The sequence below is a fragment of the Paraburkholderia sp. RL18-101-BIB-B genome, from assembly GCF_046026985.1.
Lineage (GTDB): Bacteria > Pseudomonadota > Gammaproteobacteria > Burkholderiales > Burkholderiaceae > Paraburkholderia.
The window spans coordinates 120,902-146,708 of record NZ_JARESV010000021.1; the positions used below are offsets into that span (position 1 = coordinate 120,902).

Sequence of the window (25,807 nt, forward strand, 5' to 3'; positions counted from 1 at the left end):
GAGGAAGAAGCGGACCGCCGCGGTTCGCGCGATCGGATCGAACCGCGCGGACGCCTCTTGAGCATGGCCTTTCGGATCCTACGAGTTTACGTGAGCGGGCATTCGCCCGATTGCGTAAAAAGGTCGCACGGAATGCGATGGCACAATGCGGGTCTGATAGTGCGTTGCCCGTCTTCGGGTTCAGGAAAAATGTCGTGAGTGATGTGTCGAACAGCGCCGTGAAGCGCGAGTCTCCGTTCCACGTGGCCGGTCACGCGTGCCGCCCCGATTGCGGCGCGTGCTGTATTGCGCCGTCGATTTCGAGTCCGATTCCGGGCATGCCGAACGGCAAGCCGGCGGGCGTGCGCTGCGCGCAACTCGGCGACGATCTGCGCTGCGCGATCTTCGGCCAGCCGGAGCGACCGGCGTGCTGTTCCGGTCTGCAACCGCAGATGGAAATGTGCGGCACGAACCGCGGCGAGGCCCTCGCGTGGCTCATGCAGCTTGAAACGCAAACTCAACCGCACGCGCAAACGGTGGCTCGCTGCTAACGCGCGCAAGCGAATCGCTGCAAGCCGCAAACTGCAAACCACAAGCCGAAAACAAACAACGCAATCGCATGCCCGTACAAGTTTCCACAGGAGATTTCGCATGACTCGACCCGCTGCGCCGGCCCGGCGCCGCTTCCTGCTTGCCGCGCTGACAGGCTGTAGCGCGCTCGGCATCACCGTTTCGCTCGCAGCCTGCGCGACGTCGACTTTTCCGTTCATCCCCTCGCAGTACACGTTCTCGCGGCAACAGGTGCAGGACGCGGTGCAGCGCAAATTTCCCTATCAGCGTACGGTCTCGCAAGTGTTCGATGTCGCGCTCACCAACCCGGTGGTCGGCTTGCTGCCGGACGCGAACCGCGTCTCGGTGAAGCTCGACGCGCGCCTCGTAAGTCCCTTCATGCCGCAGCCGGTCGACGGCGTGTTCACGCTGTCGAGCGAACTAGCCTACGACGCCGCCAGCAAATCGGTCGTGCTCAAGTCGCCGAACGTCGACAACGTCAGCGTGAGCGGGCAGGCGCAGGCCTACACGCAGCAGATCAACGCTGCGGCGGCGGTGCTCGCCACGCAGTTGCTGACCAACTATCCGATCTACACCTTCAAGCCCGAACAATTGCAATTTGCCGGAGTGAATTACGAACCCGGTACAATCACCATCCTTACAAACGGCATACGCGTGCAGATCGTCGAAAAATGACGCGGCGCGCGGCCGGCAGGGCCGCGCGCTTTCCGTGCCGGCCCTGTGCGTTCCGACTATCTACAGCGATGAGGGGCACGGATGGACTGGCTATTGGCTTGCAAGGCGCTGATTCTGGGCGTCGTCGAAGGGTTGACGGAGTTTTTGCCCGTGTCGAGCACCGGGCATTTGATCGTCGCGGGCAGTCTGCTGAACTTCACCGATGAGCACGCGAAAACCTTCGATGTCGTGATCCAGCTCGGCGCGATTCTCGCGGTGTGCTGGGAATTTCGCCGCCGCATCGGCAGTGTGGTGTCCGGCTTGCCGAGCCGGCCGGATGCGCGTCGTTTCACGCTGAACGTGATCATCGCCACGATTCCGGCGATCGTGCTTGGCTTGCTGTTCGAAAAATCGATCAAGGCGGCGTTGTTCTCGCCGGTGCCGGTCGCGTTCGCGCTGGTGGCGGGCGGCGTCGTGATCCTGTGGGCGGAATCGCGTCAGCGCGCGCGCGGCGAGCCGGCGGCGCGTGTGCAGAGCGTGGACGACCTGAACGCGCTGGACGCGCTGAAAGTCGGCCTCGCGCAATGCTTCGCGCTGATTCCGGGCATGTCGCGCTCGGGTTCGACGATCATCGGCGGGATGCTGTTCGGTCTCGACCGGCGCGTCGCCACGGAGTTTTCCTTCTTCCTCGCGATTCCGATCATTTTCGGCGCGACCGGTTACGAGCTGTACAAAGACTGGCATGTGCTTTCCGTCGACGCGCTCGGCACCTTCGCGGTCGGTTTCGTGGCGGCCTTCGTCAGCGCTTTCGCCTGCGTGCGTTGGCTGTTGCGCTACATCGCCGCGCACGATTTCACCGCGTTTGCGTGGTATCGCATCGGCTTCGGACTGCTGATCCTGCTGGTCGGCTACAGCGGCGCGTTGAGCTGGACGGATTGAGCGCTTCCGTTTCGCACGATCCATGAGAAAAGGTCCGCATGTGCGGACCTTTCTTATTTGCGGGCCAACTTCGCTGCGCGTTTATGCGGCGCCGCGTTTGCGGAAGACCAGATCCCACACGCCGTGTCCGAGCCGCAGCCCACGGCGCTCGAACTTCGTCACTGGACGGTATTCCGGACGCGGCGCATAGCCGTCGGCGGTGTTTTCCAGCGCCGGATCGGCGCCCAGCACTTCGAGCATCTGTTCGGCGTAGTTCTGCCAGTCGGTCGCGCAATGCAGGTAGGCGCCGGGTTTCAGGCGCGATACGAGCAGCGCGACAAACTTCGGCTGGATCAGCCGGCGCTTGTGGTGGCGCGCCTTGTGCCACGGATCCGGAAAGAAGATATGCACGCCGTCGAGGCTGTCTGGAGCGATCATCTGTTCGAGCACTTCGACGGCGTCGTGCTGAATGATGCGGATGTTCGCCACATTCTGTTCGCCCATCAGTTTCAGCAGTGCGCCGACGCCCGGCTCATGCACCTCGACGCCGAGGAAATCGTCGCCGGGACGGTGCGAGGCGATTTCAGCGGTTGTCGCTCCCATGCCGAAGCCGATTTCCAGCACGCGTGGCGCCTCGCGGCCGAATACGCTGTTCCAGTCGGGCTGCTGCGGAGCGAAGGGCACCACGAAGCGCGGGCCGAGTTCGTCCATGGCGCGGCGCTGGCCTGTCGAGACGCGGCCGGCGCGCGTGACAAAGCTGCGGATGCGGCGCCGATGCAGAGCTTCTTCTTGCGGCGCGTCGTCGCCGGCGGGCCGGTGTTCGGTTTCGCTGGAGGGCGTCGGGAGTTCGTCCGGCAGACCGGCGTCGTTTGGATCGTGGATCATCTTCGATGCTGCTACAAGGGTGAGGGCTTTCGCGGCAAGCCTCGCGTGCTGCACGGTGCCTGTCGATGCTCACGCGTTATGGGGCGCGAGCGCCGATCGGCACGGCTGGTGAGCACAAGGTTTACGGCTCGCTGCGCCGGGCTGCCGCTATGACAAAAAAGCCGCCTTCATGGAGGCGGCTCGTGCTGGATTCTGCTGAAGGCATCAGCAGGAAAGTGGAGCGGGCGTTGCAAGTGCGCGTAAGGTAGCACAACCGAAAAGGGCGCGTCCAGACGGACCGGGGACGACGGGGAGTATGAATGCGGGTGGGGATATTACATTTAAGTAACGCGGATGGCTGTGCAATTGATTTAATCGTTTTGTAAGGTATTTGCTTGGGCCGATTATCTGGATGAGAAACTAGCATCAGCAAGCGTTCGCATTTTCGCCGCCGGTCTTCCCGCGGTTTACAGTTACCGGTGGCATGCACTTCGTTGTCCGATGCCAATCGAGGCGGTGTCGCTTACTCGACGTTTTTCTCGGCCGGTTTGCGCAAATGAATCGATTGTCGAATTTGTCGTTCGAGAAAAAATTCCCAGGAAGCGACGGAGGAAGAGAGCGGTAGAGGCAGACCTTTTCGCGAAGCAGCCCGCTTATTCACGGGCTGACTGAAAAGTATCTGGAGCGGGCGATGGGAATCGAACCCACGGCTCTAGCTTGGGAAGCTAGGGTATTACCATTATACGACGCCCGCAGAGCACGCCATTCTACGCGGGTTTCACGCGATTTGGCAAACGTGGACGTCAGCGGCCTGTCTGAATGGGCGCTCGCTGCGGGAGCGTTGGCGCGGCGCGCGCGGTGTTCAGCGCCACGGCACAACGATTCACCTCACTAAGCCAGCCACGTATTCAGCGCTTCCTTGCGTGTTGTCGCGCATTCGGTCGGCTATGTCTCTCGCGAGCTTTACCTGCGACGGGGATCCTGAAGTGACTTCTGCTGTCATCAGGCGCCGCGGCCGGGTAGATCGAGGCCGGATCCACCCGCTACCACGCACAACGGAACGCGGCGAGTAACGCTTCGGCTGTCAATCAGATCGCGGAAATTGAATGCAGATGGAAGCCTATCTAAATACAAGACCAATCAAATAGATACGCGCAACCCGCTTCGATTTTAATTCGTTATGCATGATATTTCATCGGCATCAACGGATGCGGCTATCGAAAACTTCAAACAAATATTAAAGCTTGTCGAAATCCCGCCGTTTACTCCTCTAGCGTCCTTTCCAATTATTACAGGAGTTCATGCGATTTGATTCTGTCAAGTGGATTTTTGGAATGATTCAACGAATTGGCGCTGACGGCAAACATCGAGATCAAAACTACTAACGGCGTAATACAGCCAATCTGAGTGGCTGCGCAGTCGCCCAAAAACAAAAATGGATATGAAAATTAAGGCTAAATTGACGTTATCCCTGCTCGCTTCGCTCGCTCTGGCAGCGTGCGGCGGCGGTGGCGGCGGGGGCAATTCGGCGGCGACGCCGTCGGCCGGCAGCGCTTCGGCGCCGGCGGTGGCAAGTGCTCCCGGTCCCGCAAGCGCGCCGGATCCGGCTTCTTCGCCCGCCCTCAGTGGCGAGCCACTGCCGAGTCTGTCCAGTCCGCAGAGCGGTTCGGCTGCGGCCTCGGGCAACGGCGTAGAAGGAGTCTGGACCACGCAGTTCGGCGTCGACAAGACCACGGCGCTCGTCGATGCGCAGGGCAACATCTCTTACCTGAATACTGTAAGCGGCATCGGCTTGTCGGAATTCTTCGGCGTCATCGCGGCCACCGCGCCGAACTGGACGCTCACCTCAGGTGCGGCATTCATCGGCAACGTCTATTTTCCGACGACCTCCGGCTCGGGCTCGTTCGTCAATAACCAGACGTTCACGGGCAGCTATGTCGAGAATGGCACCACGGTGAATCTGTCCTGGAACTACGACGCGGCGAATGCGCTAGCTGTCACGCAGTCGAGCGTCGCGGGCACGTGGGCGGAAACCGGCTCGTCGCTGACGATTGCAAGCGACGGCACGTTAAGCGGGACATTGAGCAACTGCCCGGTCTCCGGCACGTTGCTGCTCGCCACGCCGTCATCCAGCAAGAATCTCTACACGTTGAGCGTGACCGGCACGACTGCATCCTGCACGTTGAAATCGGGCGCGACGTATTCGGGCAATGCGGCGATTACGTTCCTGCCGATCACGGGCAGCAACCTGTACGTGCGCACGATTTTCTTCATGATCAAGACAGCGACCAACACCACGGTCGCCTACGGTCAGCTAACGAAACAATAAGCGGAAGCAATAAGCGACGCACGAAACAAAGCCGCCGCCTTTTTGATGGGCGGCGGCTTCTGAATGCTCGCTACATGTGCCTTCAGATCACAAAGTAAGTCAGTTGAACGGCCGCGCGGGTGACCACCATCAGCAGCACCTGCACGATCACGAACAGCAGGATCGGCGAGAGGTCGATGCCGCCGAGTTGCGGCACCACGCGGCGCAGCGGATTCAGAAACGGCGCCGTGAGCTGGTACAGGATCGGCATAGCCGGCGAACGTGGATTGAGCCACGACAGCAGCGCCATCAGGATCGTCAGCCAGATGATCAGATTCAGCGCCCACTTGATCAGCGTCAGCACCGCGACGATCAGCAGCGTCGGCAACAGCGTGAGCGGATCGGCGCCGGTCAGCACCACCATCAGCACCACATACACCATCGCCGCGAGCAACGCCGCGACGAGGCTCGCCCAATCGATCTTGCGCGTGCTCGGCAAGATATGCCGCAGCGGCAGCACGATCCAGTTGGTGACTTGCAGCACCGCGTTCGTGACGGGGTTGTAGGGCGGCATGCGCACGACCTGCAGCCATGCGCGCAGCAACAGCGCCGCGCCGAACAGCGTGAAGACGGTATTGAGCAGAAAACGGGCGATATCGCCAAACATCTCGTGTCCTTATCCTTCGGATGACGGCCGCCGACCGGCCGCAGGGTGCCGGCGCTCTCCGAACGGCGCGCCGGCGGTTTCATTTGGATTTCCCGCGCCTTTGCCGCACTGGCGCGTTACGCGTCGTTTGAAGCGGCCGCGTAGTTTTGCGATGCCAAGGTTCGCGGGTCACGATCAACGGCTCACTGTATTAAAGGCCGCGATTCGTCCCGCTTCCGCGGGGCATCACACGGAAATCTTGATCTCGCTGATCAGAATCGTGCCGTTGCCACCGTCCGTGTAGTTGGGGATGTCGGCCATCAATTTCTCGGAGGCCGGCTTGAAGACTTTGTAGAAGTCGTCCGCGCTGTCGAACAGGAAGTGGCCCGCGGCGACGTACGGCGGCGGCGTTCCAGGCGGGCCGGCATTGATGCCGACGTCGACCGACCAGCTCTTCAGCGACGGCCCGAACAGCTTCGCCGCGAGCGGCATATGCGCGACGCAGTAATAGTCCACGTCGAAGTGGCCGTTTTCCCGGTACGGATAGAGGATGCTGACCTTGATCATTGTGCGTTCTCGTCTGTTGGTCCGGATGCGCGGCGCTGGCGGATTGCGCGCGGCGCCGGACGTCACATTATCACGGCTTACTTGACGCTTGCACCTGCTGCGGCCTGATTCAGCGACCGCTCGAGGGATTCTTCCACGACCTCGGAGATGGCGTCGATCGCGGCGGGCGGCGTGGCGCGGCGTTCGGCCAGCCCGACCGCGCGCCGCGACATCAGCCCGTACAGCGCGGCGTGGTCGCCGCCGAGGCCTTCCAGCAACGCCAGCTGCTTCTGCACGACGCCCGTGTCGCCGCGCGATACGGGGCCCGCGAGCGCGTTGGGCAAACCCTTGTCACGGGCGGTTTCGATGGTGCCGGAGAGCATCGGCAGCAGCGCGCGCAGCGCGTCGTCTTCGGCAAAACCCAGCGTGCGCCACAGCGCGACGCATTCCGCGAGGCTGCACAGCGCGAAGCTGGCGGCGTAGTGCGCGGCGGCGTGATAGAGCATGCGGCCGCCCGCCGGAATCGACAGCGGATGGCAGCGCAGCGCGACGGCGAGCGCCGTCAGGGTGTCTTTTAGTGCGCCGTCGGCCTCGATCGTCACCGAGCAGCCGGCGATGCGCTCGAGATCGGCGAGTTCGCCGCTAAAGAGGTACAGTGGATGAAAACCGCCGATCGAGGCGCCCTGGTCACGTGCCGGGGCGAGCAATTCGACCGGCGAGGCGCCGCTGCAATGCACGAGCGCCTTGCCGTGCGCGCCGGCCGCGCCGTCCGGCCCGTACCGGAGTGTGTGCGCTGACGTACCGATGCTGTCATCGGGAACAGCTAAAAAGACGATATCGGCGGCGTCGACCACCTGTTGTGGGTTCTCGAATGCCGCGCAATGCTCGATTTGACTGGCGAGCCGGCCGGCGGAGGCCGCCGAGCGGCTTGCCACCGCCGTGACCGGATAGCCGGCGCGTGAAAAGCTCAGCGCGAGACAACGCGCGAGCCGGCCCGCACCGATAAAGCCGAGGCGCGGCAGAGAGGACTGGGACATGGTTGCCTGCTCCACACGGAACATTGGGAAAGCAGAAGTATCGCGCATCCGCCACGCCCGCGGCGCGGCTTGGCGCTGGCTTTTCCTTGACAAGTGCGCGCGCGATATGGCGCGCCCGTCCGGTCATCCGGCGGCGCGCCCCCCGCGGGTTTGAAAACTGCTCACAATTCTTCAGAGCCGGTTTGGCAGTTGCTGTCCTGGGTATTTCGTCTCGCAGTCAGATTCGGGAGGTTCACGATGAATATTTTTTCTTACCGAAAGCACTTGCGGTTCCTGACGCATGCACAGCGTCGTCGCTGGTGGGACCAGAAAAAGCGCCTGACGCCGCGCGTGCGGATCAGCGGCGCCTATGTCCCGCCGAGCGTGTCCCGCGAGTTCGCGTATGTGAAGGTCGGCTGACGTAGCGGCCTTCGCTGGTAAGAAATGCCCGGTCAGTCGGCCGGGCATTTTTCATTTTGGGGCTCAATTGATGCCGTCAGGATTGAAGCTAATTTGTAATCAAAGATTACCGTGAAGCGAATGCCTCAAGCCGTAATGCGGGCATTGCGACTGATTGCGGTGCGGTCGGACACCTGCAATCCTTGAGTTTTCAGCGTATTGCGAAGCTCATTGGTCACTGACGGCGTCCTCAGGAATTGCGGGCTTCTGCCGCCAATTGCAATTTGCAACAAATGCGAACAGATAGGCGTGGTCTTTTTCGATACATTGGTTTCATAGCATGCAGGGCATGCGAAGTCGGCGACCTTGGTGGGCCGCGCTAGGAGAATAAAAGTGAAAAAGATCGTTCCGTTTGTCGTTGCCGGAGCACTCGGCTTGGGACTTGCCGGTGCCGCTCAGGCGCACGTTTCTGTCGGTATCGGTATTGGGGTTCCGATTGCGCCGGCTTACCCGGTTTATGCCGCGCCGCCGCCGGTTTACTACGCGCCGCAGCCGGTTTATGCGCCGCCGGTCGTATATGCGCCGCCGCCAGTCGGTTACTACGGTGGCTACGGACGCCCTTACTACCACCACCACGGCTATTACCGCGGTTATTACGGCCACGGCTACTATCGCCGCTAATGGCGGCACGCAACGCTATTCTTTAACGGCGTAACGCCGGCTTGATCGCCGGGTTACGCCGTTTGTTTTTTTGTGGCCGCTTTTCATGCAGCCAATGCTGCGCTTATTGTCGGAGTGACGATTTGAATGGGCGTTTGCCGGTTAGGGCGGAGAGTCGCCACCGAAGCTCGCCGCACGCCTGACGTTCCAAACTTGGGTCGAAGCTGGGAGAATGGCGGTTTCGCCACCGCTTTGGAGAGTTTCGCCGATGCAAGCGCTTCCCGCTCCCACTTTCGACGACGTACTCGACGCCGCTGCGCGTCTCGAAGGCGTCGCCCACCGCACCCCCGTTCTAACCTCGAGCACTTTCAATGAGCGCACGGGGGCGGCGGTGTTCTTCAAGTGCGAAAATTTCCAGCGCATGGGCGCCTTCAAATTTCGCGGCGCTTATAACGCGATCTCGCATTTCGACGCGGAGCAGCGCAAAGCCGGCGTGCTGACGTATTCGTCCGGTAACCATGCTCAGGCGATCGCCTTGTCTGCACGCCTGGCCGGCATCCACGCGACGATCGTCATGCCGCAGGACGCACCCGCGGCCAAAGTCGCGGCCACCAAGGGCTACGGCGGTGAAGTGATCACCTACGACCGCTACACGGAGAACCGTGAAGAGATCGGCCGGCGGCTTGCCGAAGAGCGCGGCATGACGCTGATTCCACCGTATGACCATCCGCATGTGATCGCCGGGCAGGGCACGGCGGTGAAAGAGTTGATCGAGGAAACCGGTCCGCTCGACATGCTGTTCGTGTGCCTCGGCGGCGGCGGGCTGATCAGCGGCAGCGCGTTGTCCGCGGCGGCATTGAGCCCGGCGTGCACGGTGATCGGCATCGAACCGGAAGCGGGCAACGACGGCCAGCAGTCGCTGGCGCGCGGCGAGATCGTGCATATCGACACACCGCGCACGATCGCCGATGGCGCCGCCTCCACGCATCTCGGCGACTACACGTTCGCGATCATCCGGAAACTGGTCGCGCAGATCGAAACGGTCAGCGACGCGCAGTTGATCGAGACGATGCGCTTTTTCGCGCAGCGCATGAAGATCGTGGTCGAGCCGACGGGCTGCCTCGCCGCGGCTGCGGTGCTCAACGGCATCTTGCCGGTGAAGGGCAAGCGTGTCGGGGTGGTGGTGAGCGGCGGCAACGTCGATCTGGAAAAGCTCGCGCAATACCTAGCCTGATACATTGCGCCGGCTGGCGTTGTTGCGCTTACCGTAGCTGATGCCTGACGCGTGATCGAAAACGGCTCGCCAACGCGAGCCGGTTTTATGTCAACTTGCCACGTGCGCGGTTTGCACGATCAGATCGCGATATCCGTTGACGATCACGCTGTACGAGAAGTACGCAAACAGCAGCGCGGACAACACGTGACAAGCGCGCAGCAAACCGGTGCCGGCGCGTTTGCGTCCGTGGCTGCCGAGTCCGCAGATAAAGATCGTCCAGCACAGGCCGCCGAGAAAAAATCCGCCGAGAAACACCGGCGCGGTCGTGACGCTCGTGGCGCCCGCTTTCGCGATCAACGCGCCGCCGACCGCGGCGAACCACAGAATCGCCGATGGCGACGACACCGCCAGCAAGACGCCGCGCAAGAAACCGCGCCACGCGGACAGATGCGGCGCACTCGCGTCCGCTTCACCGGCCACGGCCGGCGCCGTCGCCGGGAACATCGCTTCACGCGCCATCTTCCAGGTCAGGAAGAGCAGGATCGCCGCGCCACCGAGCCACACCACCCAGCGCACCGACTCGAACTGCAGCAAGGCGGCCATGCCCGCGAGCGCGAGCGCCGCGTAAATCAGATCGCCGATGCACGAACCGAGGCCGAGCCAGAAGCCCGGTTTGAAGCCATGCGAGAGCGCCAGGGAAATCATGGCGACGTTCACGAGACCGATATCCAGACACAGCGACAGCGACAGAAAGAATCCATCCGACATCATTGAAAAGGCATGCATCCGCGCAACGGCTCCGATCGCTTTGTTATTCAGTCTTGTTGTACGGCTTGCCTCAGAGGCCCAACTCGTTCCACAAGGTGTCGATGCGCTGTTTGACCGCGTCGTCCATCACGATGGGACGGCCCCATTCGCGATCGGTTTCGCCGGGCCACTTGTTGGTCGCGTCGAGGCCCATCTTCGATCCCAGTCCGGCCACCGGCGAGGCGAAATCCAGATAGTCGATCGGCGTGCGATCCACCAGCACCGTGTCGCGCGCCGGATCGATGCGCGTGGTGATCGCCCAGATCACTTCCTTCCAGTCGCGGATATTCACGTCCTCGTCGACCACGACGATGAACTTCGTATACATGAACTGGCGCAGGAAGCTCCACACACCGAACATCACGCGTTTGGCGTGGCCGGGGTAGCTCTTCTTCATCTGCACGATGGCCATGCGGTAGCTACAGCCTTCGGGCGGCAGGTAGAAGTCGGTAATCTCGCTGAACTGCTTTTGCAACAGCGGCACGAACACTTCGTTGAGGGCGACGCCGAGTACGGCAGGTTCGTCGGGCGGTTTGCCGGTGTAGGTGGAGTGGTAGATCGCGTCGCGCCGCATGGTGATGCGCTCGACCGTGAAGACAGGGAACCATTCCTGCTCGTTGTAGTAGCCGGTGTGATCGCCGTACGGGCCTTCCAGCGCATGTTCGTAGGCCGCCGACGCGCCCTTGACCGGACGTGGCGGAGCGCCTGCGGGAGCGGGCGAGGGCGTACCCTCCTGCGGGTAGATGAAACCTTCGAGCACGATCTCGGCGCGCGCGGGCACCTGCAAGCCGTCGACGCCCGGCGTGATGCACTTCGCCAGTTCGGTGCGGCCGCCGCGCAGCAGGCCGGCGAACTGGTATTCGGACAGCGTGTCGGGCACCGGCGTGACCGCGCCGAGGATCGTCGCGGGATCGGCGCCCAGCACGACGGCCACCGGATAAGGCTTGCCCGGGTTCTGCAGCGCGAACTCGCGAAAATCGAGCGCGCCACCGCGATGCGCGAGCCATCGCATGATCAGTTTGTTACGTCCGATCAATTGCTGGCGATATATCCCTAAGTTTTGTCGGCTTTTGTTCGGGCCTTTTGTGACGGTCAGGCCCCATGTGATCAGCGGGCCGGCATCGCCGGGCCAGCAGGTCTGAATCGGCAGCTTGGCGAGGTCCACGTCGTTGCCTTCCCAGACGATTTCCTGGCAGGGCGGCGCGCTTACCGTCTTGGGCGCCATGTCCCATACCGCCTTCGCCAGCGAGAACAGTTTGCCGGCGTCCTTGAGCCCCTTCGGCGGCTCCGGTTCCTTCAACGCGGAGAGCAGCCGGCCCACATCGCGCAGCGATTCGAGCGCGGCCCCGTCGCCTTCGCCGGCTTGCGCGTCGACACCCATGCCGAGCGCGACCCGCCGAGGCGTGCCGAACAGGTTGCCGAGCACCGGGAACGCATGCTCTGCCTTGCTCTCGAACAGCAAAGCGGGACCGCCGGCGCGCAACACGCGGTCGCACAACTCAGTCATTTCCAGGACCGGCGAGACGTTTTGTGAGATGCGGCGCAGTTCACCGATCGTCTCAAGACGGCCGACGAAATCGCGCAGGTCTTTGTATTTCATCTGGTGCTGTTCAGTGCCGCGCAAGCGGCGAAAAAGGGAGGCGCAGCAGGGTTTAACGGCGCCAGAACGATTGTCGATTTTACCTGTGTTGGTAAGCGCACGTAGATCGGCAAAACGGCCTAAGTGAGACGGATGAGTCGAGATAGCTCAAAAGGCGCGTGCCGCGCGGTTTTGGACGGTCTGAACACTGTTCATTATTACAATTAGTTATACATTTGCCTGTCTATAGTGTTGACGATCTATAAAACCCTGCATAGAATCCGTCCACATTGGTTGCAGGGCGTGAACGTTTTTACCACTGCCCCCGGTCCCATCAGACGCAACGCGTCACCGCTTACCGACCCCTGCACGGTATCTAACGGCCTTATTGATGTCCTGCCAGCGCCAACTGACGCTGGTTTTTCGCGTGGGAGCCACCGCCCGCATGCTTTTTTGACATGCCGCGGTCCTCTTTCAGGATGGCTCCCCACAAACGGTATGTGCCGTTTTCCCGACGTCGCTGCTGCCCTAACCAGACAGAGCACGCGATGTCTTGATTCTGCGAACGCGCCTCACCGCTTCTTCATCCGGCGGGGTTCGCGGATCATGCAACATGGGAGATCTGAATGAACGCCTGGTTATCGTGGCGTCCCGATGAGCGTATCGCGCAAGTTGTGCGTGGTGTGCTGCGTCGCGGGACGCGAATGAGTCATCACCTGTTCAGCATCGTTGGCGGGATCGCCGTTGTGCTGACAGTCGCACTGTGGCTGATGCCGGCCCTGCGCGGCACGCTAGCCGCCAAGTTGATGCCGGTCATTTCCGCCGCTGTGCAAGCCGGTCCCGCCCGTCTGCTGCAGGGCAACCCGCTGCCGGCTTTCGGGCCGCCCGCCCGCGCGTCCTCTGACGACTCGCTGTCCGCGAACACGAACGTCCCCGATGCCTTGAGCGGCACGAACAGCGGTAGCAACGGCAACACCGACGTCACCGCAGGCAACACCAGCTTTGACGGCGCATTCGACACCACCGGCTCGACCGGCGTGAGCGGTATGGGTGTCGCGGCGCTGAACGGTCTCGACCCGCGCACCATGCAAAGCGTGACCGCGCTGGCACGGCTGATTCCGTCGCAGCGCGTATCCGCCGACGCGCGCGACGACCGTGTGCTGATCTCGACCCGCGAGCAGGATCTGGTTGCATCCTATCTGGCACGGCGCTATCGCGTCGCGCAGGAGCCCGTCAGCGAGCTCGTGAAGGCCGCGTTCGACACCGGCCGCGAAGTCGGTCTCGATCCGCTGCTGCTGCTGTCCGTGATGGCGATCGAATCGGGCTTCAACCCGTACGCCGAGAGCGGCGTGGGCGCGCAAGGCCTGATGCAGGTGATGTCCAAGGTGCACTCGGACAAATTCCAGTATTTCGGCGGCCAGAGCGCGGCGCTCGAACCGGTCGCGAACATCAAGGTGGGCGCGCTGGTGCTGAAGGATTGCATCGCACGCGGCGGCTCGCTGCCGGGCGGCTTGCGCCTGTACGTCGGCTCGACCTCGCAGGACGACGGCGGCTACGGCGCCAAGGTGATGGCCGAGCGCGGCCGTCTGCGCGACGTAGCGCGTGGCCGCAAGGTGCCGATCAACGCGCCGCAAGCGCCGGTTCTGACTGCGTCGACCAATACGACTGCGGCTGCACCTGCCGGCAACGGCAAGCGCGTGCAGGTGACGCTTGAAGGCAGTCATCAATTGAGCGCGGCGACATCGGTAAAGACACCGGTTTCCTCCGAGCAGGACGATGCGAGCGCCAACGCGACCAAGCACGTGGCATCGGCTTCGGAGTTGGGCGCTTGAGGTCGGTAGCGTAAAGCTGACGGCTCGATGTTGAAGCAAGCGGCAACAAAAAAAGGACACCCATCAGGAGTGTCCTTTTTTTCGTCTGACGATTGAGGGCGCGCCGCTTCGCTCAACCCTTGCCGAAGAACTTCGCCAGCCGCTCGACCGCTTCTTCCAGCTTCGGATAGGCGGTGGCGTAGGACAGCCGGATGTACTCCTTCGGCGCGTGCGTACCGAAATCCATGCCCGGCACCAGCACCACGCCAGCATCGTGCAGCATGGCCTTGGTGAGCGCCGCGCTGTCGCCGGCCGCGGGATGCGCGACCGTGCGGCAATCGGCGTACACATAGAACGCGCCATCGGGCATGACCGGCACCGAGAAACCAAGCGATTCCAGCGCCGGCGCGATGAAGTCGCGGCGACGCTTGAATTCCAGGCGCCGCGCCTCATAGATTGCGATCGTTTCCGGCTCGAAGCAGGCAAGCGCCGCATGCTGGGCGAGCGCGGAGGCGCAGATGAACAGGTTTTGCGCGAGCTTTTCAAACGCGCTGACCATGCCGGGCGGCACCACCAGCCAGCCGAGCCGCCAGCCGGTCATGTTGAAGTACTTCGAGAAGCTGTTGACAGTGATCACGTCGTCGCCGAACGAGAGCGCCGACACGGGCTTTGCGTCGTAGCTCAGGCCCTGGTAGATCTCGTCGACGATCGTAAAGCCGCCACGCGCCCGCACGGCCTTGACGATGCGCTCCAGTTCAGCCGGTTCGATCGACGTGCCGGTCGGATTCGACGGCGACGCCAGCAGCACGCCGCGGGTGCGCTCGTTCCAGAGGCGCTCGACGTCGGCGGCGGTGAGTTGAAAACGTTCGGCCGGGCCGCTGGGCACCATCACCGGCTTGCCTTCGGCTGCGATCACGAAATGGCGGTTGCACGGATAGCATGGGTCGGGCATCAGCACTTCGTCGTCGCGATCGACCAGCGCCGCGCACGCCAGCAGCAATGCGGCCGATGCGCCGGCGGTGACGACGATCCGCGCCGGATCCACGTCGACGCCGTAGAAGTCGGCGTAATGCGCCGAGATCGCTTCGCGCAACGCATGCAGGCCGAGCGCGCTGGTGTATTGCGTGACGCCACGGCGCAGCGCGCTCGCGGCCGCCTCGATGACCGGCTCGGGCGCGGTGAAATCGGGTTCGCCGATTCCCATGTGAATGATGTCGCGCCCCTCGCGCTCGAGAAGCGCGGCCTCCTTGGCCAGCTCCATCACATAAAAAGGCTGGATGGCGTCCACGCGTGCAGCAAGCCGCACCAAGGGTTCGGTCACGGAGTTCATACGATCAAATCCAGTTCAAAAGCAAAAGCGGGACGACGTTTGGCGCGTGTGTTCACGCGCGAAGCGGCGTCCTTGCAAACGGTCCGGTTGCGCCGCCGCGTTTAGCGAGGCGCATGACGACGATCATGCATGCCGCTCATGCGCCTTGCGCTCAACGCTTGCGAGCCGCCTGCGTTTCATCCACGCGCAGTTGTGCCGACAGCTTGTCCAGCACGCCGTTCACGTACTTGTAGCCGTCCGCGCCGCCGAACGTCTTGGCGAGTTCGACCGCTTCGTTGATGACCACGCGATACGGAATATCGACGTGATTCTTCAGTTCGAACGCGGCCACCAGCAACACGGCGCGTTCGACCGGCGAGAGTTGCTCGATCGGACGGTCCAGACACGGAGCGATTGCCGCGGACAACGCTTCCGAATCGCGGATCACGCCGTGCAGAATGGCGTTCAGATGTTCGTGGTCGGCCTTGTCGAAGCCTTGCGCGCCGCGCAGTTGCGCGTCGATTTCGCCGCCGGGCGAGCCCGACAGCAGCCACTGGTAAAGCCCCTGCGTGGCCAGTTCGCGGGAGCGTCGGCGTGCGCTCTTCATGCCTCTTCCTCTTCTTCGTCTTCTTCCTCGTCATCGCCGCCGAGTTGTTCGAGCGCGACGGCGAGATTCGCCATTTCGACGGCTACGCGCGCTGCGTCACGACCCTTTTCGGTCATGCGCGCGACGGCTTGTTCGTCGTTTTCTGTGGTCAGCACCGCGTTCGCGACCGGGATGCCGAAGTCGAGGCCGATACGCGTGATGCCCGCGCCGCTTTCGTTCGAGACCAGTTCGAAGTGGTACGTTTCGCCGCGAATCACCGCGCCGAGCGCGATCAGTGCGTCGAATTGCGCGCTTTCGGCGAGCTTTTGCAGCGCCAGCGGGATTTCCAGCGCGCCCGGCACGGTGACGAGCAGCACGTCTTCGCCGGTCACGCCGAGGCGTTCGAGTTCTTCGATGCAGGAGTCCGCGAGGCCGTTGCAAACGGGTTCGTTAAAGCGTGCCTGGACGATGCCGATACGCAGGCCGTCGCCGTCGAGATTCGGTTGGTATTGTCCGATTTCCATGTGAATTCCGTAGTGTTTTGAGTGGGCGCTAAGCGCGTGAATGGTCGGATCAGCCTTGTTGCGGAGATTGTGGCTTGCTGCCCGGCATTGGCACGAAGCCCGTGACTTCGAGACCGTAGCCCGACATGCTGCCCAGCTTGCGCGGGTTCGACAGCACCTGCATCTTGCCGACACCGAGCTCACGCAAAATCTGCGCGCCGATGCCGTACGTCTTGAAGTCGACCGGCCGGCGTTTGAGCGCGTCGGCTCTTTCCTTCGAGTCGAACGCCTTGAAAACGTCGATCAGATGGTCCTTCGAGTCGCCGCAGTTCAGCAGCACGATCACGCCGCAGTCGCGTGCGGCGATCTCTTTCATGGCCGCGTCCAGCGTCCACGAGTGAGTGGATTCGCCAACTTCCAGCAGATCCAGCACCGACAACGGTTCATGCACGCGCACCAGCGTGTCCTGATCCGTGCACGGCGCGCCGCGCACCAGCGCGATATGCGGCTGGCCGCTCGGCTGGTCCAGATACATGACCGCGCGGAACGCGCCGTGCGCGGTCTGCATGGTGCGTTCGCAAATCCGCTCGACGATCGACTCAGTGCGGCTGCGATAGTGGATCAGATCCGCGATCGTGCCGATTTTCAGATCGTGTTCTTTGGCGAATTCCATCAGGTCCGGCAGGCGCGCCATCGTGCCGTCGTCCTTGATGACTTCGCAGATCACCGCGGCCGGCGTGAGGCCCGCCAGCGCGGTGAAGTCGCAGCCCGCCTCGGTGTGGCCGGCGCGCACCAGCACGCCGCCGGGCTGGGCCATGATCGGAAACACGTGGCCCGGCTGCACGATGTGCTCGGCCTTGGCGTCCGGCGCCACCGCGGTGGCGATCGTGCGGGCGCGGTCCGCCGCCGAAATGCCGGTCGTGACGCCTTCGGCCGCTTCGATACTGACCGTGAACGCTGTGCCGTACTGGGTGCCGTTGCGGTAGGTCATGAGCGGCAGGTTCAGCAGCTTGCAGCGTTCCTGCGTAAGCGTCAGGCAGATCAGGCCACGGCCGTAACGGGCCATGAAATTGATCGCTTCCGGCGTGACGAATTCGGCGGCGATCACGAGGTCGCCCTCGTTTTCGCGGTCTTCTTCGTCGACGAGGATCACCATCCGGCCTGCTTTCAGTTCGGCAATGATCTCTAGAGTGGAGGCGAGCGTCATGTTGGCGAGAGTTTCGAAGAAAGCGCGTATTTTACGCCACGCGCGAGCCCAAGTCGCCTCCGCCGAACGGCATAGGCCGTTTGGCCGACTGGTGATGAGCCGTCCGCCGTTGCTATGCTCGTCGAAACGATGGACGCATGAACCGGCTGAAAGCGGCGGGGCGCCGCCGCCGGGCCATGCGTGGCAGGGCTTGCGGCCGTTTATTTCGGCGCGTTCAGCATCCGCTCGACGTAGCGCGCGATCAGATCGATCTCCAGATTCACCTGTGTGCCTTCCCGCAAACGCTTGAGCGCCGTCACTTCGACGGTGTGCGGAATCAGGTTGATCGAGAATTCGCAGCCATCGTCGCGATCTTTAACCGAGTTGACGGTCAAGCTCACGCCGTTGACAGTGATAGAGCCTTTGTACGCCAGGTAGCGGCCGATCTCGCGCGGCGCCAGCACCCGCAGTTCGTGCGATTCGCCGACCGGCGCGAAGTGCGTGACCGTGCCGAGGCCGTCCACATGGCCGGAGACGATATGGCCGCCGAGCCGGTCGTGCGCGCGCAGCGCTTTCTCGAGATTGACGTCGCCGGTCTCGCCGAGCCCCGCCGTGCAGTTCAGGCTTTCGCGCGAGACGTCGACTTCGAACGAGTGGGCGGTCTTCGCGACCACGGTCATGCAGGCGCCCTGGATCGTGATGCTGTCGCCGAGCTGCACGTCGCCGAGATCGAGACCACCGGCTTCGACGTTCAGGCGTACGCCCGCGTCGCCGTCGGTGCCGAGCGGCTTGACTGATTCAATGCGGCCCACGGCCGCGACGATTCCTGTGAACATCGTACTAATCCTTGATCATTTCGAAACGGGTTGGGACGCGGGATCGCCGCCGGGTCCGGGCGTGGCCTCGGGCGCGTGTTGGGGCACAAAGCGCGCGAGAATCCGCAGATCCTCCCCGATCCGGTCGATCGCGTGGAAGTTCAGTTTGACGCGGCCTTCGAGCGTTTCGGGCGCGGCCAGATTGAACATGCTCATCGAATCCATGCCGAGGAGGCTCGGCGCGAGATACACGAGCAGTTCGTCGACACAGCCTTCGCGCAGCAGCGAGCCGTTCAGCTTGTAGCCCGCCTCGACATGCAGTTCGTTGACGTTGCGCTCGCCGAGCACTTTCAGCACCCCAGGCAGATCGACCTTGCCGGCCGGGTTGGCCAGCTGGACGATCTCGGCGCCGCGATCGCGCAGTGCGTTGGCGCGATCGGTATGGCGCTGATCCAGATTGCCGCAGAAGATCAGCGTAGGTGCGCCGGCCAGAATCTGCGCCTCGGGCGGCACGTCGAGCTGGCTGTCGATCAGTACGCGTTGCGGCTGGCGCGGCGTGTCGACCGCGCGCACCGTCATGCGCGGATCGTCTTCCCTGACCGTGCCGATGCCGGTAAGGATCGCCGACGCGCGAGCGCGCCAGGCGTGGCCGTCCGCGCGTGCCGCTTCACCGGTGATCCACTGGCTATCGCCCGAAGGCAAACCGGTGCGGCCATCCAGCGAGGCCGCCACTTTCATGCGTACCCACGGGCGGCCGCGCGTCATGCGCGAGACGAAGCCGATATTGAGTTCGTGCGCTTCGAGGGCGAGCAGTCCGCAGCGCACTTCGATGCCGGCGTCGCGCAGCATGGCGAGACCGCGTCCGGATACCTGCGGATTGGGGTCTTCCATCGCCGCGACCACGCGCGCGACCTGCGCTTCGATGAGCGCGTTCGCACACGGCGGCGTGCGCCCGAAGTGGCTGCACGGCTCCAACGTCACGTAGGCCGTGGCGCCGCGCAGGTCATGGCCGCGCGAGCGCGCGTCTTTCAACGCGCGGATCTCGGCATGATCCTGACCGGCCGGTTGCGTGAAGCCTTCGCCGATCACCTCGCCGTTCTTGACGAGCACGCAGCCGACCCGAGGATTCGGGTCGGTGGTGTACATGCCGCGCTTGGCCAACGCGAGCGCGCGTTCCATATGGACGAAATCGGTTTGCGAAAACATCGGTGTCCGGTCGGGTACGGTGGCTAGGCTGTAATGGGTTTCGATTTTAGCGATGTTGTCTCGCCGGCTTCAGGCAGCGAGCGAGGCGAACGCGCCGCGCGCAGCGTCGATCGTGGCGTCGACGATTGCGTCGTCGTGAACGATCGACACGAAGCCCGCTTCATACGCCGACGGCGCGAAGTACACGCCGGCGTCGAGCATTTTGTGAAAGAACGCGTTGAAACGCGGCACGTCGCTCTTCGTGACCTCGGCGAAGCTGGTCGGGATCGAGTCCGTGAAGTAGAGGCCGAACATGCCGCCGAGCGAGTCGGCCGCGAACGGCACTTTGGCTTCACGCGCGACCTTCGCGAGACCTTGCACGAGGCGAGTGGTGCGCGCGGCGAGCGTGTCGTAAAAGCCCGGCGCCTGGATCAGTTGCAACGTTTTCAGGCCGGCCGCAACCGCGATCGGGTTACCCGACAGCGTGCCCGCCTGGTAGACGCCGCCGAGCGGCGCGAGGTGAGCCATGATGTCGCGCCGGCCGCCGAAAGCCGCCGCCGGCATGCCGCCGCCTATCACCTTGCCGAGGCAGGTCAAATCCGGCGTGATGCCGTACACCTCTTGCGCGCCACCCAGGGCAACGCGGAAGCCGCACATCACTTCGTCGAAAATCAGCACCGAGCCGTACTCGGTGCACAGGCGCCGCAACGCTTGCAGGAATTCCGGCGTGGCGCGCACGAGGTTCATGTTGCCGGCCACCGGCTCGACGATCACCGAGGCGATCTCGTTGCCGAACGCCTTGAACGCTTCCTCGAGTTCAGCGACGTTGTTGTACTCGAGCACGGTGGTGTGCTTGGCGATATCCACCGGCACGCCCGCCGAAGTCGGATTGCCGAAGGTCAGCAGCCCCGAGCCGGCCTTGACCAGCAGGCTGTCCGCGTGGCCGTGATAGCAGCCCTCGAACTTGACGATGCGGCTACGGTTCGTGAAGCCGCGCGCGAGACGCAGCGCGCTCATGGTCGCTTCAGTACCGCTCGACACCATGCGGACCTGCTCGATGGAGGGCACCAGCTTGCAGATTTCTTCGGCGATTTCCACTTCCGATTCGGTTGGCGCACCGAACGAGAAGCCATTGCCCAGCACGCGCTGCACGGCTTCGAGGACTTCCGGATGGACATGACCGAGGATCATCGGGCCCCATGAGCCGATGTAGTCGATATAACGCTGACCGTCCGCGTCCCAGAAGTACGGGCCCTGCGCGCGTTCGATGAAGCGCGGCGTGCCGCCGACCGAGCGGAAGGCGCGCACAGGCGAGTTCACGCCGCCGGGAATGGTACGTTGCGCGCGTTCGAAAAGGGTTTCGTTTTTGGACATGGCGATGGCTGGAATCGGGGTTGCGCAGCGGCGCAGCTTGCCTGTCGGCGAGTCGCGCGGCGCTGGGATAGGTGGGGAAATTGTACCGGAGTCAGCGTGAACAGGTTTTCCGGATGCGCCTGCGCAGCGGGTCGCCCGCTCAGTTTTTGTGTGCGCGCTTGGCGGTTGCCGTCTTTGTTGCCGGCCGGGTCGCCGGTTTCGTGATCCGCCTGCTGTCCCGCGTCGCAACTGATTGGGATGGCGGGGTCGCCACTTGCGTAGCGATCCGTTTAGCCACCTCCTTCGCCTTCGTGACGGTGCGGCCGTCCGCCGCGCGCTTTTCCACCGCCGCGTGAGCCGTGACCTTGCTCGAGCGTGTAGGACCCGCCGGCATATCGAACTTCGGCGGCTTGCGCTTGCCGGTCAGTTCCGCCCAGCGCTTTTCCAACGCGCCTTCGGCCATCGGCTTGATCACGGTCCCCGAACTCTGCGCGTCCCACGTCTGCACGGAGAAAGGATGTGCGCGCAACATCTCGCGGGGAATCACCACACCTTCGTGTGCATCGACCACCCAGTCGTACACGAAGTCGATGCACAAACGGTAGCCTCGCTTCGTCGCCGGATCGGGGACCTCGTATGGCGCACGCGTCACATAGCCGGAGCCGAAGATGCCCTTCGGTTCCTGCGCGACCCGATGCAGGAAGACGCGGTCACCCGGCAGGATGCTGCGCGCAAATCCGCAGCCCCATACGTCGGCTACCGCGACGCCCGCGGCCACGCGTTTGGCGAGGTCGGGCAACTCGGGCCACGGCCATTTCTTGGGGCTCCAGATCAACAGGAATGCGGTCATCGCATGGTCGGTACAGGATGGCGGGGAAGGGCGCTGCGCACAGCTTCGCGCGTCGCCCGAGGCGTTCAGGCGGCAGCTTAACCGATTGGCGGCGTGCTTGCCGCATGTCGCCGATGCATCATTCGCGTCTTCGCGATCATGGCCTCGATCATGTCCGAAGCCCGGCTGCCGTGTTAACCGTCGCGTACAATTGAGGCCGTCAAGTTGCTGTTTTCCCCGTTTCACCTGTTCCGCTGCCGACAACGGTGCGGCGCTTCATCTGGATTCCCATGTCTCACGTCACCAGAAGCCGGCCCGATGGCCGGCTGATTCTGTTGCTCGGTGCGCTTGCCGCATGCGGGCCGATTTCGATCGATATGTACCTGCCGAGCCTGCCGACCATCGCGCAGGCGTTCGCCATCAGCACTGGCGCCGCGCAGACGACGCTCACCAGCTTCATGTTCGGCTTTTCGATCGGCATGCTGTTGTATGGTCCGCTGTCCGATACCTATGGCCGCCGGCCGGTGTTGCTCGGCGGCATCGTGATGTATGCGCTGGCCAGCGTGGCCTGTGCGATGTCGTTCTCGATCGGCTCGCTGGTGACGTTCCGTTTCGTGCAGGCGCTGGGCGCGGGCGCGGCTTCCGTGCTGGCGCGCGCCATTGCCCGCGATGCACACGGCCCGACCGATGCCGCTCGCGTGCTGTCGATGCTCGCCATCGTCACGTCGATCGGGCCATTGCTCGCGCCGCTGCTCGGCGGGCAGTTGCTGCTGATCGGCGGCTGGCGTGTCGTCTTTATCGTGCTGACGCTATTCGGCACGGTGTGCGCGGTGACCGCGTTTCTCAAGGTGCCGGAAACGTGGCCGCGTGAGAAGCGTGCGCATTCGGCGTTGCTGAAGTCGTTCGGCGCGTACGGCAAGTTGCTGCGCGATCCGGTTGCGTGGGGGCACATGCTGTGCGGCGGCATGGCGTTCGCGTCGATGTTTGCGTATATCACCGCGACGCCGTTTGTCTACATCGAGTATTTCCATGTGTCGGCGCAGCATTACGGCTTCCTGTTCGCGCTAAATATCGTCGGCATCATGTTTGGCAACTTCATGAATACGCGGCTTGTCGGCCGGCTCGGCTCGCTGCCGATCATTAGTTTTGCTGCAACCGTAAGCTGCATTGCCTCGCTGTTTGTTTGTCTCGTCTCGTTGACCGGTTGGGGCGGTCTGTGGTCGATCGTGTTCGGACTGTTCTTCGTGGTCGGCGTCGTCGGACTTCTGTCCGCGAACTGCACGACCGATCTGATGCATCGCTATCCGATGAATGCCGGCGCCGCGGCCGCCGTGTTCGGCGCCGTGCAGTTGGCGCTCGGCGCGTTGTCGAGCCTCGCGGTTGGAATCTGGCAGGACGGTTCGCCCAAGGGCATGGGCGTAACGGTAGGCGTGGCGGGCTTGCTGTGTTATCTCGGCCGGATTCTGGTTGTCAGGTGGCATGGGATCAAGGCGCCTGTCGCTGCCGTTTGAGGACGGGCGAGGCGCGAGCCGCGCGGCGTCTACGGAAAACACCAGGTGTTGCGCGCGCGCGACCGTGTGTCTCAATTTGCATTGCTATGATGGAGCCACTGTTCCTCGGAGCGGCATTCATGGCGATCAGAGATTTGATGAACGGCGAACGGCAACAAGCTGCATTCGCTGAAGCGCAGAAGCTGGCGGACAGCGGCGCCTATCACGATTACACAGACATCGAATACGTCTTGCGCTTTGATTATGGTTTGTCTGATGTATCGACACTGCTCGACAGTCAATTGATGCATCGCGACCTGAACCACCGTTGTGCGGATGCGCGCGAGAAGCTGGAGATGCTTAGCGTGTGATGCGTGCGGCTTATTTGTATAAGCGTGTTTATTATGCGAGGCGCTGTGCCTGAAGTGGGCAGCGCTAGTGCGTTGCATGATTCCTCGCGTGATCACTTCATCGCTTTTGCGAAACGGGATGCGGTCGTGCGGATGAGTCGTACGCAGTGTCGTGTGCCGCCGTCACACCTGGAGTGATATTCATGGCTGGTAGCCTGCACGACCCGCATCTGCCGCATACAGACAATCCCGCTACGCTTTCGCAGCCGGGCGGTCATTACAGTCACGTCGCGGTCGCAAATGGTTTCGTGTTCGTCTCGGGACAATTGCCGATCACCGCGCAAGGCGACAAGCTATCCGAGGCCTCGTTCGAGGATCAGGCCGAACAGGTGTTGGCCAATGTGCAGGCCGCGCTCGAAAGCGTCGGCAGCAGCGTCGCGCAACTGGTGCAGGTGCGCGTCTACATCGTCGATGTCGAGAACTGGATGAGCTTCAATCAGATCTACGCGCGTTGGGCCGGTGAAGCGCGTCCGGCGAGAGCCGTCGTGCCGGTTCCTCAACTGCATTACGGTTTCAAGATCGAGGTCGAGGCGACCGCGCTGGTTTAGCTAGCGGCGTTGGCGTCTCGAGTTTTGGCGCGCGTTCGGGGCAGTGGGATAACGGCGTTCAACGGGTCGCGTCAATGCTTAAGCTCGGTGAACCACGAGTCCATTGAACTGGCATTGCTCACACCGGCCGCGATATTCACGCCGACATTGCCGCTCATGTTCGTCATCGCGCACGCGCCGATCGACGCAGTCGATGCGCCGAGCTTCGCGCTGGCTCAGAAACCGACGCCTACTCCAACACCAACGCCGCCGCCAACGCTGCCACCACCAACGCCGACGCCAATATTAGTGCGCGGCGCGTAATAGCCGGGGCCATAGTCGTACGCAGGTACTGGCCCATAACCGTAGCCGTCCTGGTATGGCGCGGCCACCACACAGCCCGCGAGACCGGCACCTAAGGCCAATATGCCGAATAGTCTGATCATGATCTTTTCCCCCTTCATGAACTGGACAGCAATATCCGGTCCCCAAGGCGTCACGAATCGGGACTAGGCCCACGATAGGACGCCAGCGGTACCAAAACCGGAACTGTCGCGAATTCGAGACCGTCTTGCAGGGCGTGTAACGCACGGCAACGCAGCCCAATGCGATGCAACGAGGATGCTTGGAGCATCCGGGAAGGATGCATCTAGAAGTGCTTGGCATCTGCCTAGCAAGTGCACACGGATGAATACACCCAAGGCGACACCCAAGGCGGGCATTGGTGCAAGCTGTCGCCTAAAATTTAAGCGTGGCCATGACTTTGATGGAGGCTGCCATGAGCGACTCAATGTTGGCGATTTTGATAGGGACGATCGTGGTTGTGTTTGGCGCAGGGATCTGGGTCGTTTCGGAGAACGAGGAGCGACTATCCCGCTGGTTCCGGGAACATCATCTGCGGGATTTGGTGCGCCACAAGTCCTAATGTACTCATCCAAGGACATTCGCATGGTGGCGGGTTGTTTGGCGGGTAGAAACGAAAAACGGGCCGAAAGGCCCGTATTCATTGATGTTCTGGCGGACGCGGTGTCCGCCTATTGCCCTTTATTTGCTGGGGTTGCGTGGATTTTTGTTGCAAAAGTACCCGAAAAAGTACCCGAATTCTGAGAGTATTTCGTCAGATGAGGCTTTGGCGAGGTCGATCGAGCCACATCGCCTTGTTTTGCGCCAGACACCGATATATCACGGGCCTCTCAGTCGAAATATTGAAAAACTACTCGACTGGAACGTGGCGTCTCGTCAAGCGTCCGCGGCTCTTCGCGGCGATATCAACTCCCATGCAAAAAACCGTGGAGACATGGAGACAGGTGTAATTTTTTCCCGAAACCCTTATTCGGTAAGGCTTTGGCTGTCTCCGAGTGTGTCTCCAACACACATATTTTCTTGGAGACACTTTGGAGACAGATGCCAGTCAACCACTGCGCGTCGCCAGCACTGAGACTTGCCTACGAGGACGGCTAGCTCTGCTCTTCGCTCAAATGCCGCTGCTCTGGAACGTTGCGCGCAAAAGACTCCCGCGCCGCCCATCTTCCGTCGCCAAATTGGATCGGGCCACAAGGCCTGGAAAAGTGACTTTGAAAGCACCGACAGGGCAGTTGATTGGGTCGTACCCGGGCGCCGCGATCTTCGCAAACCGGCCAC

Annotated in this window: 27 protein-coding genes, 1 tRNA gene and 1 pseudogene; 12 read left to right on the forward strand and 17 right to left on the reverse strand. The window is 62.6% G+C overall.

Going from position 1 to position 25,807, the window contains the following annotated elements; all coding sequences use genetic code 11:
• Positions 1-194 precede the first annotated feature (194 nt).
• From P0D73_RS26740 to P0D73_RS26750, 3 genes are all read left to right on the forward strand, one after another.
• Positions 195-530 (forward strand): YkgJ family cysteine cluster protein, encoded by a 336-nt coding sequence (locus P0D73_RS26740; protein WP_408316296.1) that lies wholly within the window; start codon positions 195-197, stop codon positions 528-530.
• Positions 531-630: 100 nt separating this feature from the next.
• The gene (locus P0D73_RS26745; RefSeq protein WP_132373420.1) at positions 631-1,224 is read left to right on the forward strand and encodes a DUF1439 domain-containing protein; all 594 of its coding nucleotides are present in this window, start codon (positions 631-633) and stop codon (positions 1,222-1,224) included.
• An 81-nt stretch (positions 1,225-1,305) separates the two neighbouring features.
• Complete coding sequence (locus P0D73_RS26750; protein WP_132373421.1) at positions 1,306-2,142, forward strand: undecaprenyl-diphosphate phosphatase; 837 nt, start codon at positions 1,306-1,308, stop codon at positions 2,140-2,142.
• Between the two features lie 81 nt (positions 2,143-2,223).
• Here the strand turns inward: P0D73_RS26750 and trmB are convergent, their stop codons facing one another.
• Together trmB and P0D73_RS26760 are read right to left on the reverse strand one after the other, a co-directional pair.
• The gene (trmB, locus tag P0D73_RS26755) at positions 2,224-3,006 is read right to left on the reverse strand and encodes a tRNA (guanosine(46)-N7)-methyltransferase TrmB (protein ID WP_408179770.1); all 783 of its coding nucleotides are present in this window, start codon (positions 3,004-3,006) and stop codon (positions 2,224-2,226) included.
• A gap of 659 nt (positions 3,007-3,665) precedes the next feature.
• Positions 3,666-3,739: transfer RNA gene (locus tag P0D73_RS26760), tRNA-Gly, on the reverse strand.
• Between the two features lie 681 nt (positions 3,740-4,420).
• Between P0D73_RS26760 and P0D73_RS26765 the strand changes: the two genes are divergently transcribed.
• On the forward strand, positions 4,421-5,314 hold the full coding sequence (locus P0D73_RS26765; RefSeq protein WP_408286850.1) for a hypothetical protein: 894 nt from the start codon (positions 4,421-4,423) through the stop codon (positions 5,312-5,314).
• An 82-nt stretch (positions 5,315-5,396) separates the two neighbouring features.
• Here the strand turns inward: P0D73_RS26765 and P0D73_RS26770 are convergent, their stop codons facing one another.
• The 3 genes from P0D73_RS26770 to P0D73_RS26780 form a co-directional block, all read right to left on the reverse strand.
• A complete protein-coding gene (locus P0D73_RS26770) occupies positions 5,397-5,960 on the reverse strand; it encodes a YggT family protein (protein ID WP_132373424.1) in 564 nt (187 codons plus the stop codon).
• 225 nt (positions 5,961-6,185) lie between these two features.
• On the reverse strand, positions 6,186-6,506 hold the full coding sequence (locus P0D73_RS26775) for an EthD family reductase (RefSeq protein ID WP_408182456.1): 321 nt from the start codon (positions 6,504-6,506) through the stop codon (positions 6,186-6,188).
• 77 nt (positions 6,507-6,583) lie between these two features.
• Positions 6,584-7,522, reverse strand: a complete 939-nt coding sequence (locus tag P0D73_RS26780) for a Rossmann-like and DUF2520 domain-containing protein (protein ID WP_408182455.1) — start codon at positions 7,520-7,522, stop codon at positions 6,584-6,586.
• A gap of 237 nt (positions 7,523-7,759) precedes the next feature.
• Between P0D73_RS26780 and P0D73_RS26785 the strand changes: the two genes are divergently transcribed.
• The 3 genes from P0D73_RS26785 to P0D73_RS26795 all read left to right on the forward strand — a co-directional run bounded on the left by P0D73_RS26785 (position 7,760) and on the right by P0D73_RS26795 (position 9,794).
• Positions 7,760-7,921 (forward strand): hypothetical protein, encoded by a 162-nt coding sequence (locus P0D73_RS26785; protein WP_007180743.1) that lies wholly within the window; start codon positions 7,760-7,762, stop codon positions 7,919-7,921.
• A gap of 372 nt (positions 7,922-8,293) precedes the next feature.
• Positions 8,294-8,581, forward strand: a complete 288-nt coding sequence (locus P0D73_RS26790; protein ID WP_132373427.1) for a hypothetical protein — start codon at positions 8,294-8,296, stop codon at positions 8,579-8,581.
• Positions 8,582-8,828: 247 nt separating this feature from the next.
• On the forward strand, positions 8,829-9,794 hold the full coding sequence (locus P0D73_RS26795; protein ID WP_408182454.1) for a threo-3-hydroxy-L-aspartate ammonia-lyase: 966 nt from the start codon (positions 8,829-8,831) through the stop codon (positions 9,792-9,794).
• Between the two features lie 90 nt (positions 9,795-9,884).
• Here P0D73_RS26795 and P0D73_RS26800 read toward each other — a convergent pair whose 3' ends face one another.
• Both P0D73_RS26800 and P0D73_RS26805 read right to left on the reverse strand, forming a co-directional pair.
• Complete coding sequence (locus P0D73_RS26800; protein WP_408182453.1) at positions 9,885-10,562, reverse strand: LysE family translocator; 678 nt, start codon at positions 10,560-10,562, stop codon at positions 9,885-9,887.
• 52 nt (positions 10,563-10,614) lie between these two features.
• Positions 10,615-12,183, reverse strand: a complete 1,569-nt coding sequence (locus tag P0D73_RS26805) for a UbiD family decarboxylase (RefSeq protein ID WP_408433464.1) — start codon at positions 12,181-12,183, stop codon at positions 10,615-10,617.
• A 605-nt stretch (positions 12,184-12,788) separates the two neighbouring features.
• On the opposite strand from P0D73_RS26805, the gene P0D73_RS26810 reads away from it, so the two are divergent.
• Positions 12,789-13,994 (forward strand): lytic transglycosylase domain-containing protein, encoded by a 1,206-nt coding sequence (locus P0D73_RS26810; protein ID WP_132373431.1) that lies wholly within the window; start codon positions 12,789-12,791, stop codon positions 13,992-13,994.
• Between the two features lie 112 nt (positions 13,995-14,106).
• On the opposite strand, the gene P0D73_RS26815 is transcribed toward P0D73_RS26810, so the two are convergent.
• The 8 genes from P0D73_RS26815 to P0D73_RS26850 all read right to left on the reverse strand — a co-directional run bounded on the left by P0D73_RS26815 (position 14,107) and on the right by P0D73_RS26850 (position 21,760).
• Complete coding sequence (locus tag P0D73_RS26815) at positions 14,107-15,303, reverse strand: pyridoxal phosphate-dependent aminotransferase (protein WP_132373432.1); 1,197 nt, start codon at positions 15,301-15,303, stop codon at positions 14,107-14,109.
• A gap of 151 nt (positions 15,304-15,454) precedes the next feature.
• Entirely contained in the window at positions 15,455-15,889 is a 435-nt protein-coding gene (gene nusB, locus P0D73_RS26820) for a transcription antitermination factor NusB (RefSeq protein WP_132373433.1), read from the reverse strand.
• The gene (ribH, locus tag P0D73_RS26825) at positions 15,886-16,392 is read right to left on the reverse strand and encodes a 6,7-dimethyl-8-ribityllumazine synthase (protein ID WP_006050161.1); all 507 of its coding nucleotides are present in this window, start codon (positions 16,390-16,392) and stop codon (positions 15,886-15,888) included. The genes nusB and ribH overlap by 4 nt, the downstream gene beginning before the upstream one ends.
• A gap of 49 nt (positions 16,393-16,441) precedes the next feature.
• On the reverse strand, positions 16,442-17,578 hold the full coding sequence (gene ribBA / locus P0D73_RS26830; protein WP_408433467.1) for a bifunctional 3,4-dihydroxy-2-butanone-4-phosphate synthase/GTP cyclohydrolase II: 1,137 nt from the start codon (positions 17,576-17,578) through the stop codon (positions 16,442-16,444).
• Positions 17,579-17,778: 200 nt separating this feature from the next.
• Complete coding sequence (locus tag P0D73_RS26835; RefSeq protein WP_408433469.1) at positions 17,779-18,393, reverse strand: riboflavin synthase; 615 nt, start codon at positions 18,391-18,393, stop codon at positions 17,779-17,781.
• 15 nt (positions 18,394-18,408) lie between these two features.
• Entirely contained in the window at positions 18,409-19,578 is a 1,170-nt protein-coding gene (gene ribD, locus P0D73_RS26840) for a bifunctional diaminohydroxyphosphoribosylaminopyrimidine deaminase/5-amino-6-(5-phosphoribosylamino)uracil reductase RibD (RefSeq protein ID WP_132373436.1), read from the reverse strand.
• A gap of 69 nt (positions 19,579-19,647) precedes the next feature.
• Positions 19,648-20,931: a glutamate-1-semialdehyde 2,1-aminomutase gene (hemL, locus tag P0D73_RS26845; protein WP_408316283.1), complete on the reverse strand. Its 1,284-nt coding sequence runs from the start codon at positions 20,929-20,931 to the stop codon at positions 19,648-19,650.
• Positions 20,932-21,070: 139 nt separating this feature from the next.
• Positions 21,071-21,760: a hypothetical protein gene (locus P0D73_RS26850; protein ID WP_408433472.1), complete on the reverse strand. Its 690-nt coding sequence runs from the start codon at positions 21,758-21,760 to the stop codon at positions 21,071-21,073.
• Positions 21,761-22,029: 269 nt separating this feature from the next.
• Between P0D73_RS26850 and P0D73_RS26855 the strand changes: the two genes are divergently transcribed.
• From P0D73_RS26855 to P0D73_RS26865, 3 genes are all read left to right on the forward strand, one after another.
• Complete coding sequence (locus P0D73_RS26855; RefSeq protein ID WP_132373438.1) at positions 22,030-23,250, forward strand: Bcr/CflA family multidrug efflux MFS transporter; 1,221 nt, start codon at positions 22,030-22,032, stop codon at positions 23,248-23,250.
• A gap of 119 nt (positions 23,251-23,369) precedes the next feature.
• Positions 23,370-23,600 carry a hypothetical protein gene (locus P0D73_RS26860; RefSeq protein WP_132373439.1) on the forward strand — a complete coding sequence of 77 codons (231 nt, stop codon included), beginning with the start codon at positions 23,370-23,372 and terminating at the stop codon, positions 23,598-23,600.
• Between the two features lie 182 nt (positions 23,601-23,782).
• On the forward strand, positions 23,783-24,187 hold the full coding sequence (locus tag P0D73_RS26865) for a RidA family protein (protein WP_408316279.1): 405 nt from the start codon (positions 23,783-23,785) through the stop codon (positions 24,185-24,187).
• 71 nt (positions 24,188-24,258) lie between these two features.
• Here the strand turns inward: P0D73_RS26865 and P0D73_RS47085 are convergent.
• A pseudogene (locus tag P0D73_RS47085) lies at positions 24,259-24,372 on the reverse strand (hypothetical protein); the annotation flags it as partial.
• Positions 24,373-24,402: 30 nt separating this feature from the next.
• Positions 24,403-24,612: a hypothetical protein gene (locus tag P0D73_RS26870; RefSeq protein ID WP_132373441.1), complete on the reverse strand. Its 210-nt coding sequence runs from the start codon at positions 24,610-24,612 to the stop codon at positions 24,403-24,405.
• 241 nt (positions 24,613-24,853) lie between these two features.
• Here P0D73_RS26870 and P0D73_RS26875 point away from each other — a divergent pair, with 241 nt between their 5' ends.
• Positions 24,854-25,273, forward strand: coding sequence for a hypothetical protein (locus P0D73_RS26875; RefSeq protein ID WP_408182440.1), 420 nt, complete (start codon positions 24,854-24,856; stop codon positions 25,271-25,273).
• Positions 25,274-25,807: the final 534 nt, after the last annotated feature.

What these genes read in the sequence shown, in the direction of transcription:
- nusB (WP_132373433.1), bottom strand. Translation starts at nt 15,889, where the DNA reads ATGAAGAGCGCACGCCGACGCTCCCGCGAACTGGCCACGCAGGGGCTT.
- P0D73_RS26860 (WP_132373439.1), top strand. Translation starts at nt 23,370, where the DNA reads ATGGCGATCAGAGATTTGATGAACGGCGAACGGCAACAAGCTGCATTC.
- P0D73_RS26765 (WP_408286850.1), top strand. Translation starts at nt 4,421, where the DNA reads ATGGATATGAAAATTAAGGCTAAATTGACGTTATCCCTGCTCGCTTCG.
- P0D73_RS26870 (WP_132373441.1), bottom strand. Translation starts at nt 24,612, where the DNA reads ATGATCAGACTATTCGGCATATTGGCCTTAGGTGCCGGTCTCGCGGGC.
- P0D73_RS26850 (WP_408433472.1), bottom strand. Translation starts at nt 21,760, where the DNA reads ATGACCGCATTCCTGTTGATCTGGAGCCCCAAGAAATGGCCGTGGCCC.
- trmB (WP_408179770.1), bottom strand. Translation starts at nt 3,006, where the DNA reads ATGATCCACGATCCAAACGACGCCGGTCTGCCGGACGAACTCCCGACG.
- P0D73_RS26750 (WP_132373421.1), top strand. Translation starts at nt 1,306, where the DNA reads ATGGACTGGCTATTGGCTTGCAAGGCGCTGATTCTGGGCGTCGTCGAA.
- P0D73_RS26865 (WP_408316279.1), top strand. Translation starts at nt 23,783, where the DNA reads ATGGCTGGTAGCCTGCACGACCCGCATCTGCCGCATACAGACAATCCC.
- ribBA (WP_408433467.1), bottom strand. Translation starts at nt 17,578, where the DNA reads ATGACGCTCGCCTCCACTCTAGAGATCATTGCCGAACTGAAAGCAGGC.
- ribD (WP_132373436.1), bottom strand. Translation starts at nt 19,578, where the DNA reads ATGTTTTCGCAAACCGATTTCGTCCATATGGAACGCGCGCTCGCGTTG.
- P0D73_RS26855 (WP_132373438.1), top strand. Translation starts at nt 22,030, where the DNA reads ATGTCTCACGTCACCAGAAGCCGGCCCGATGGCCGGCTGATTCTGTTG.
- hemL (WP_408316283.1), bottom strand. Translation starts at nt 20,931, where the DNA reads ATGTCCAAAAACGAAACCCTTTTCGAACGCGCGCAACGTACCATTCCC.
- P0D73_RS26785 (WP_007180743.1), top strand. Translation starts at nt 7,760, where the DNA reads ATGAATATTTTTTCTTACCGAAAGCACTTGCGGTTCCTGACGCATGCA.
- P0D73_RS26875 (WP_408182440.1), top strand. Translation starts at nt 24,854, where the DNA reads ATGAATACACCCAAGGCGACACCCAAGGCGGGCATTGGTGCAAGCTGT.
- P0D73_RS26805 (WP_408433464.1), bottom strand. Translation starts at nt 12,183, where the DNA reads ATGAAATACAAAGACCTGCGCGATTTCGTCGGCCGTCTTGAGACGATC.
- ribH (WP_006050161.1), bottom strand. Translation starts at nt 16,392, where the DNA reads ATGGAAATCGGACAATACCAACCGAATCTCGACGGCGACGGCCTGCGT.
- P0D73_RS26775 (WP_408182456.1), bottom strand. Translation starts at nt 6,506, where the DNA reads ATGATCAAGGTCAGCATCCTCTATCCGTACCGGGAAAACGGCCACTTC.
- P0D73_RS26800 (WP_408182453.1), bottom strand. Translation starts at nt 10,562, where the DNA reads ATGCATGCCTTTTCAATGATGTCGGATGGATTCTTTCTGTCGCTGTCG.
- P0D73_RS26795 (WP_408182454.1), top strand. Translation starts at nt 8,829, where the DNA reads ATGCAAGCGCTTCCCGCTCCCACTTTCGACGACGTACTCGACGCCGCT.
- P0D73_RS26810 (WP_132373431.1), top strand. Translation starts at nt 12,789, where the DNA reads ATGAACGCCTGGTTATCGTGGCGTCCCGATGAGCGTATCGCGCAAGTT.
- P0D73_RS26780 (WP_408182455.1), bottom strand. Translation starts at nt 7,522, where the DNA reads ATGTCCCAGTCCTCTCTGCCGCGCCTCGGCTTTATCGGTGCGGGCCGG.
- P0D73_RS26815 (WP_132373432.1), bottom strand. Translation starts at nt 15,303, where the DNA reads ATGAACTCCGTGACCGAACCCTTGGTGCGGCTTGCTGCACGCGTGGAC.
- P0D73_RS26835 (WP_408433469.1), bottom strand. Translation starts at nt 18,393, where the DNA reads ATGTTCACAGGAATCGTCGCGGCCGTGGGCCGCATTGAATCAGTCAAG.
- P0D73_RS26745 (WP_132373420.1), top strand. Translation starts at nt 631, where the DNA reads ATGACTCGACCCGCTGCGCCGGCCCGGCGCCGCTTCCTGCTTGCCGCG.
- P0D73_RS26770 (WP_132373424.1), bottom strand. Translation starts at nt 5,960, where the DNA reads ATGTTTGGCGATATCGCCCGTTTTCTGCTCAATACCGTCTTCACGCTG.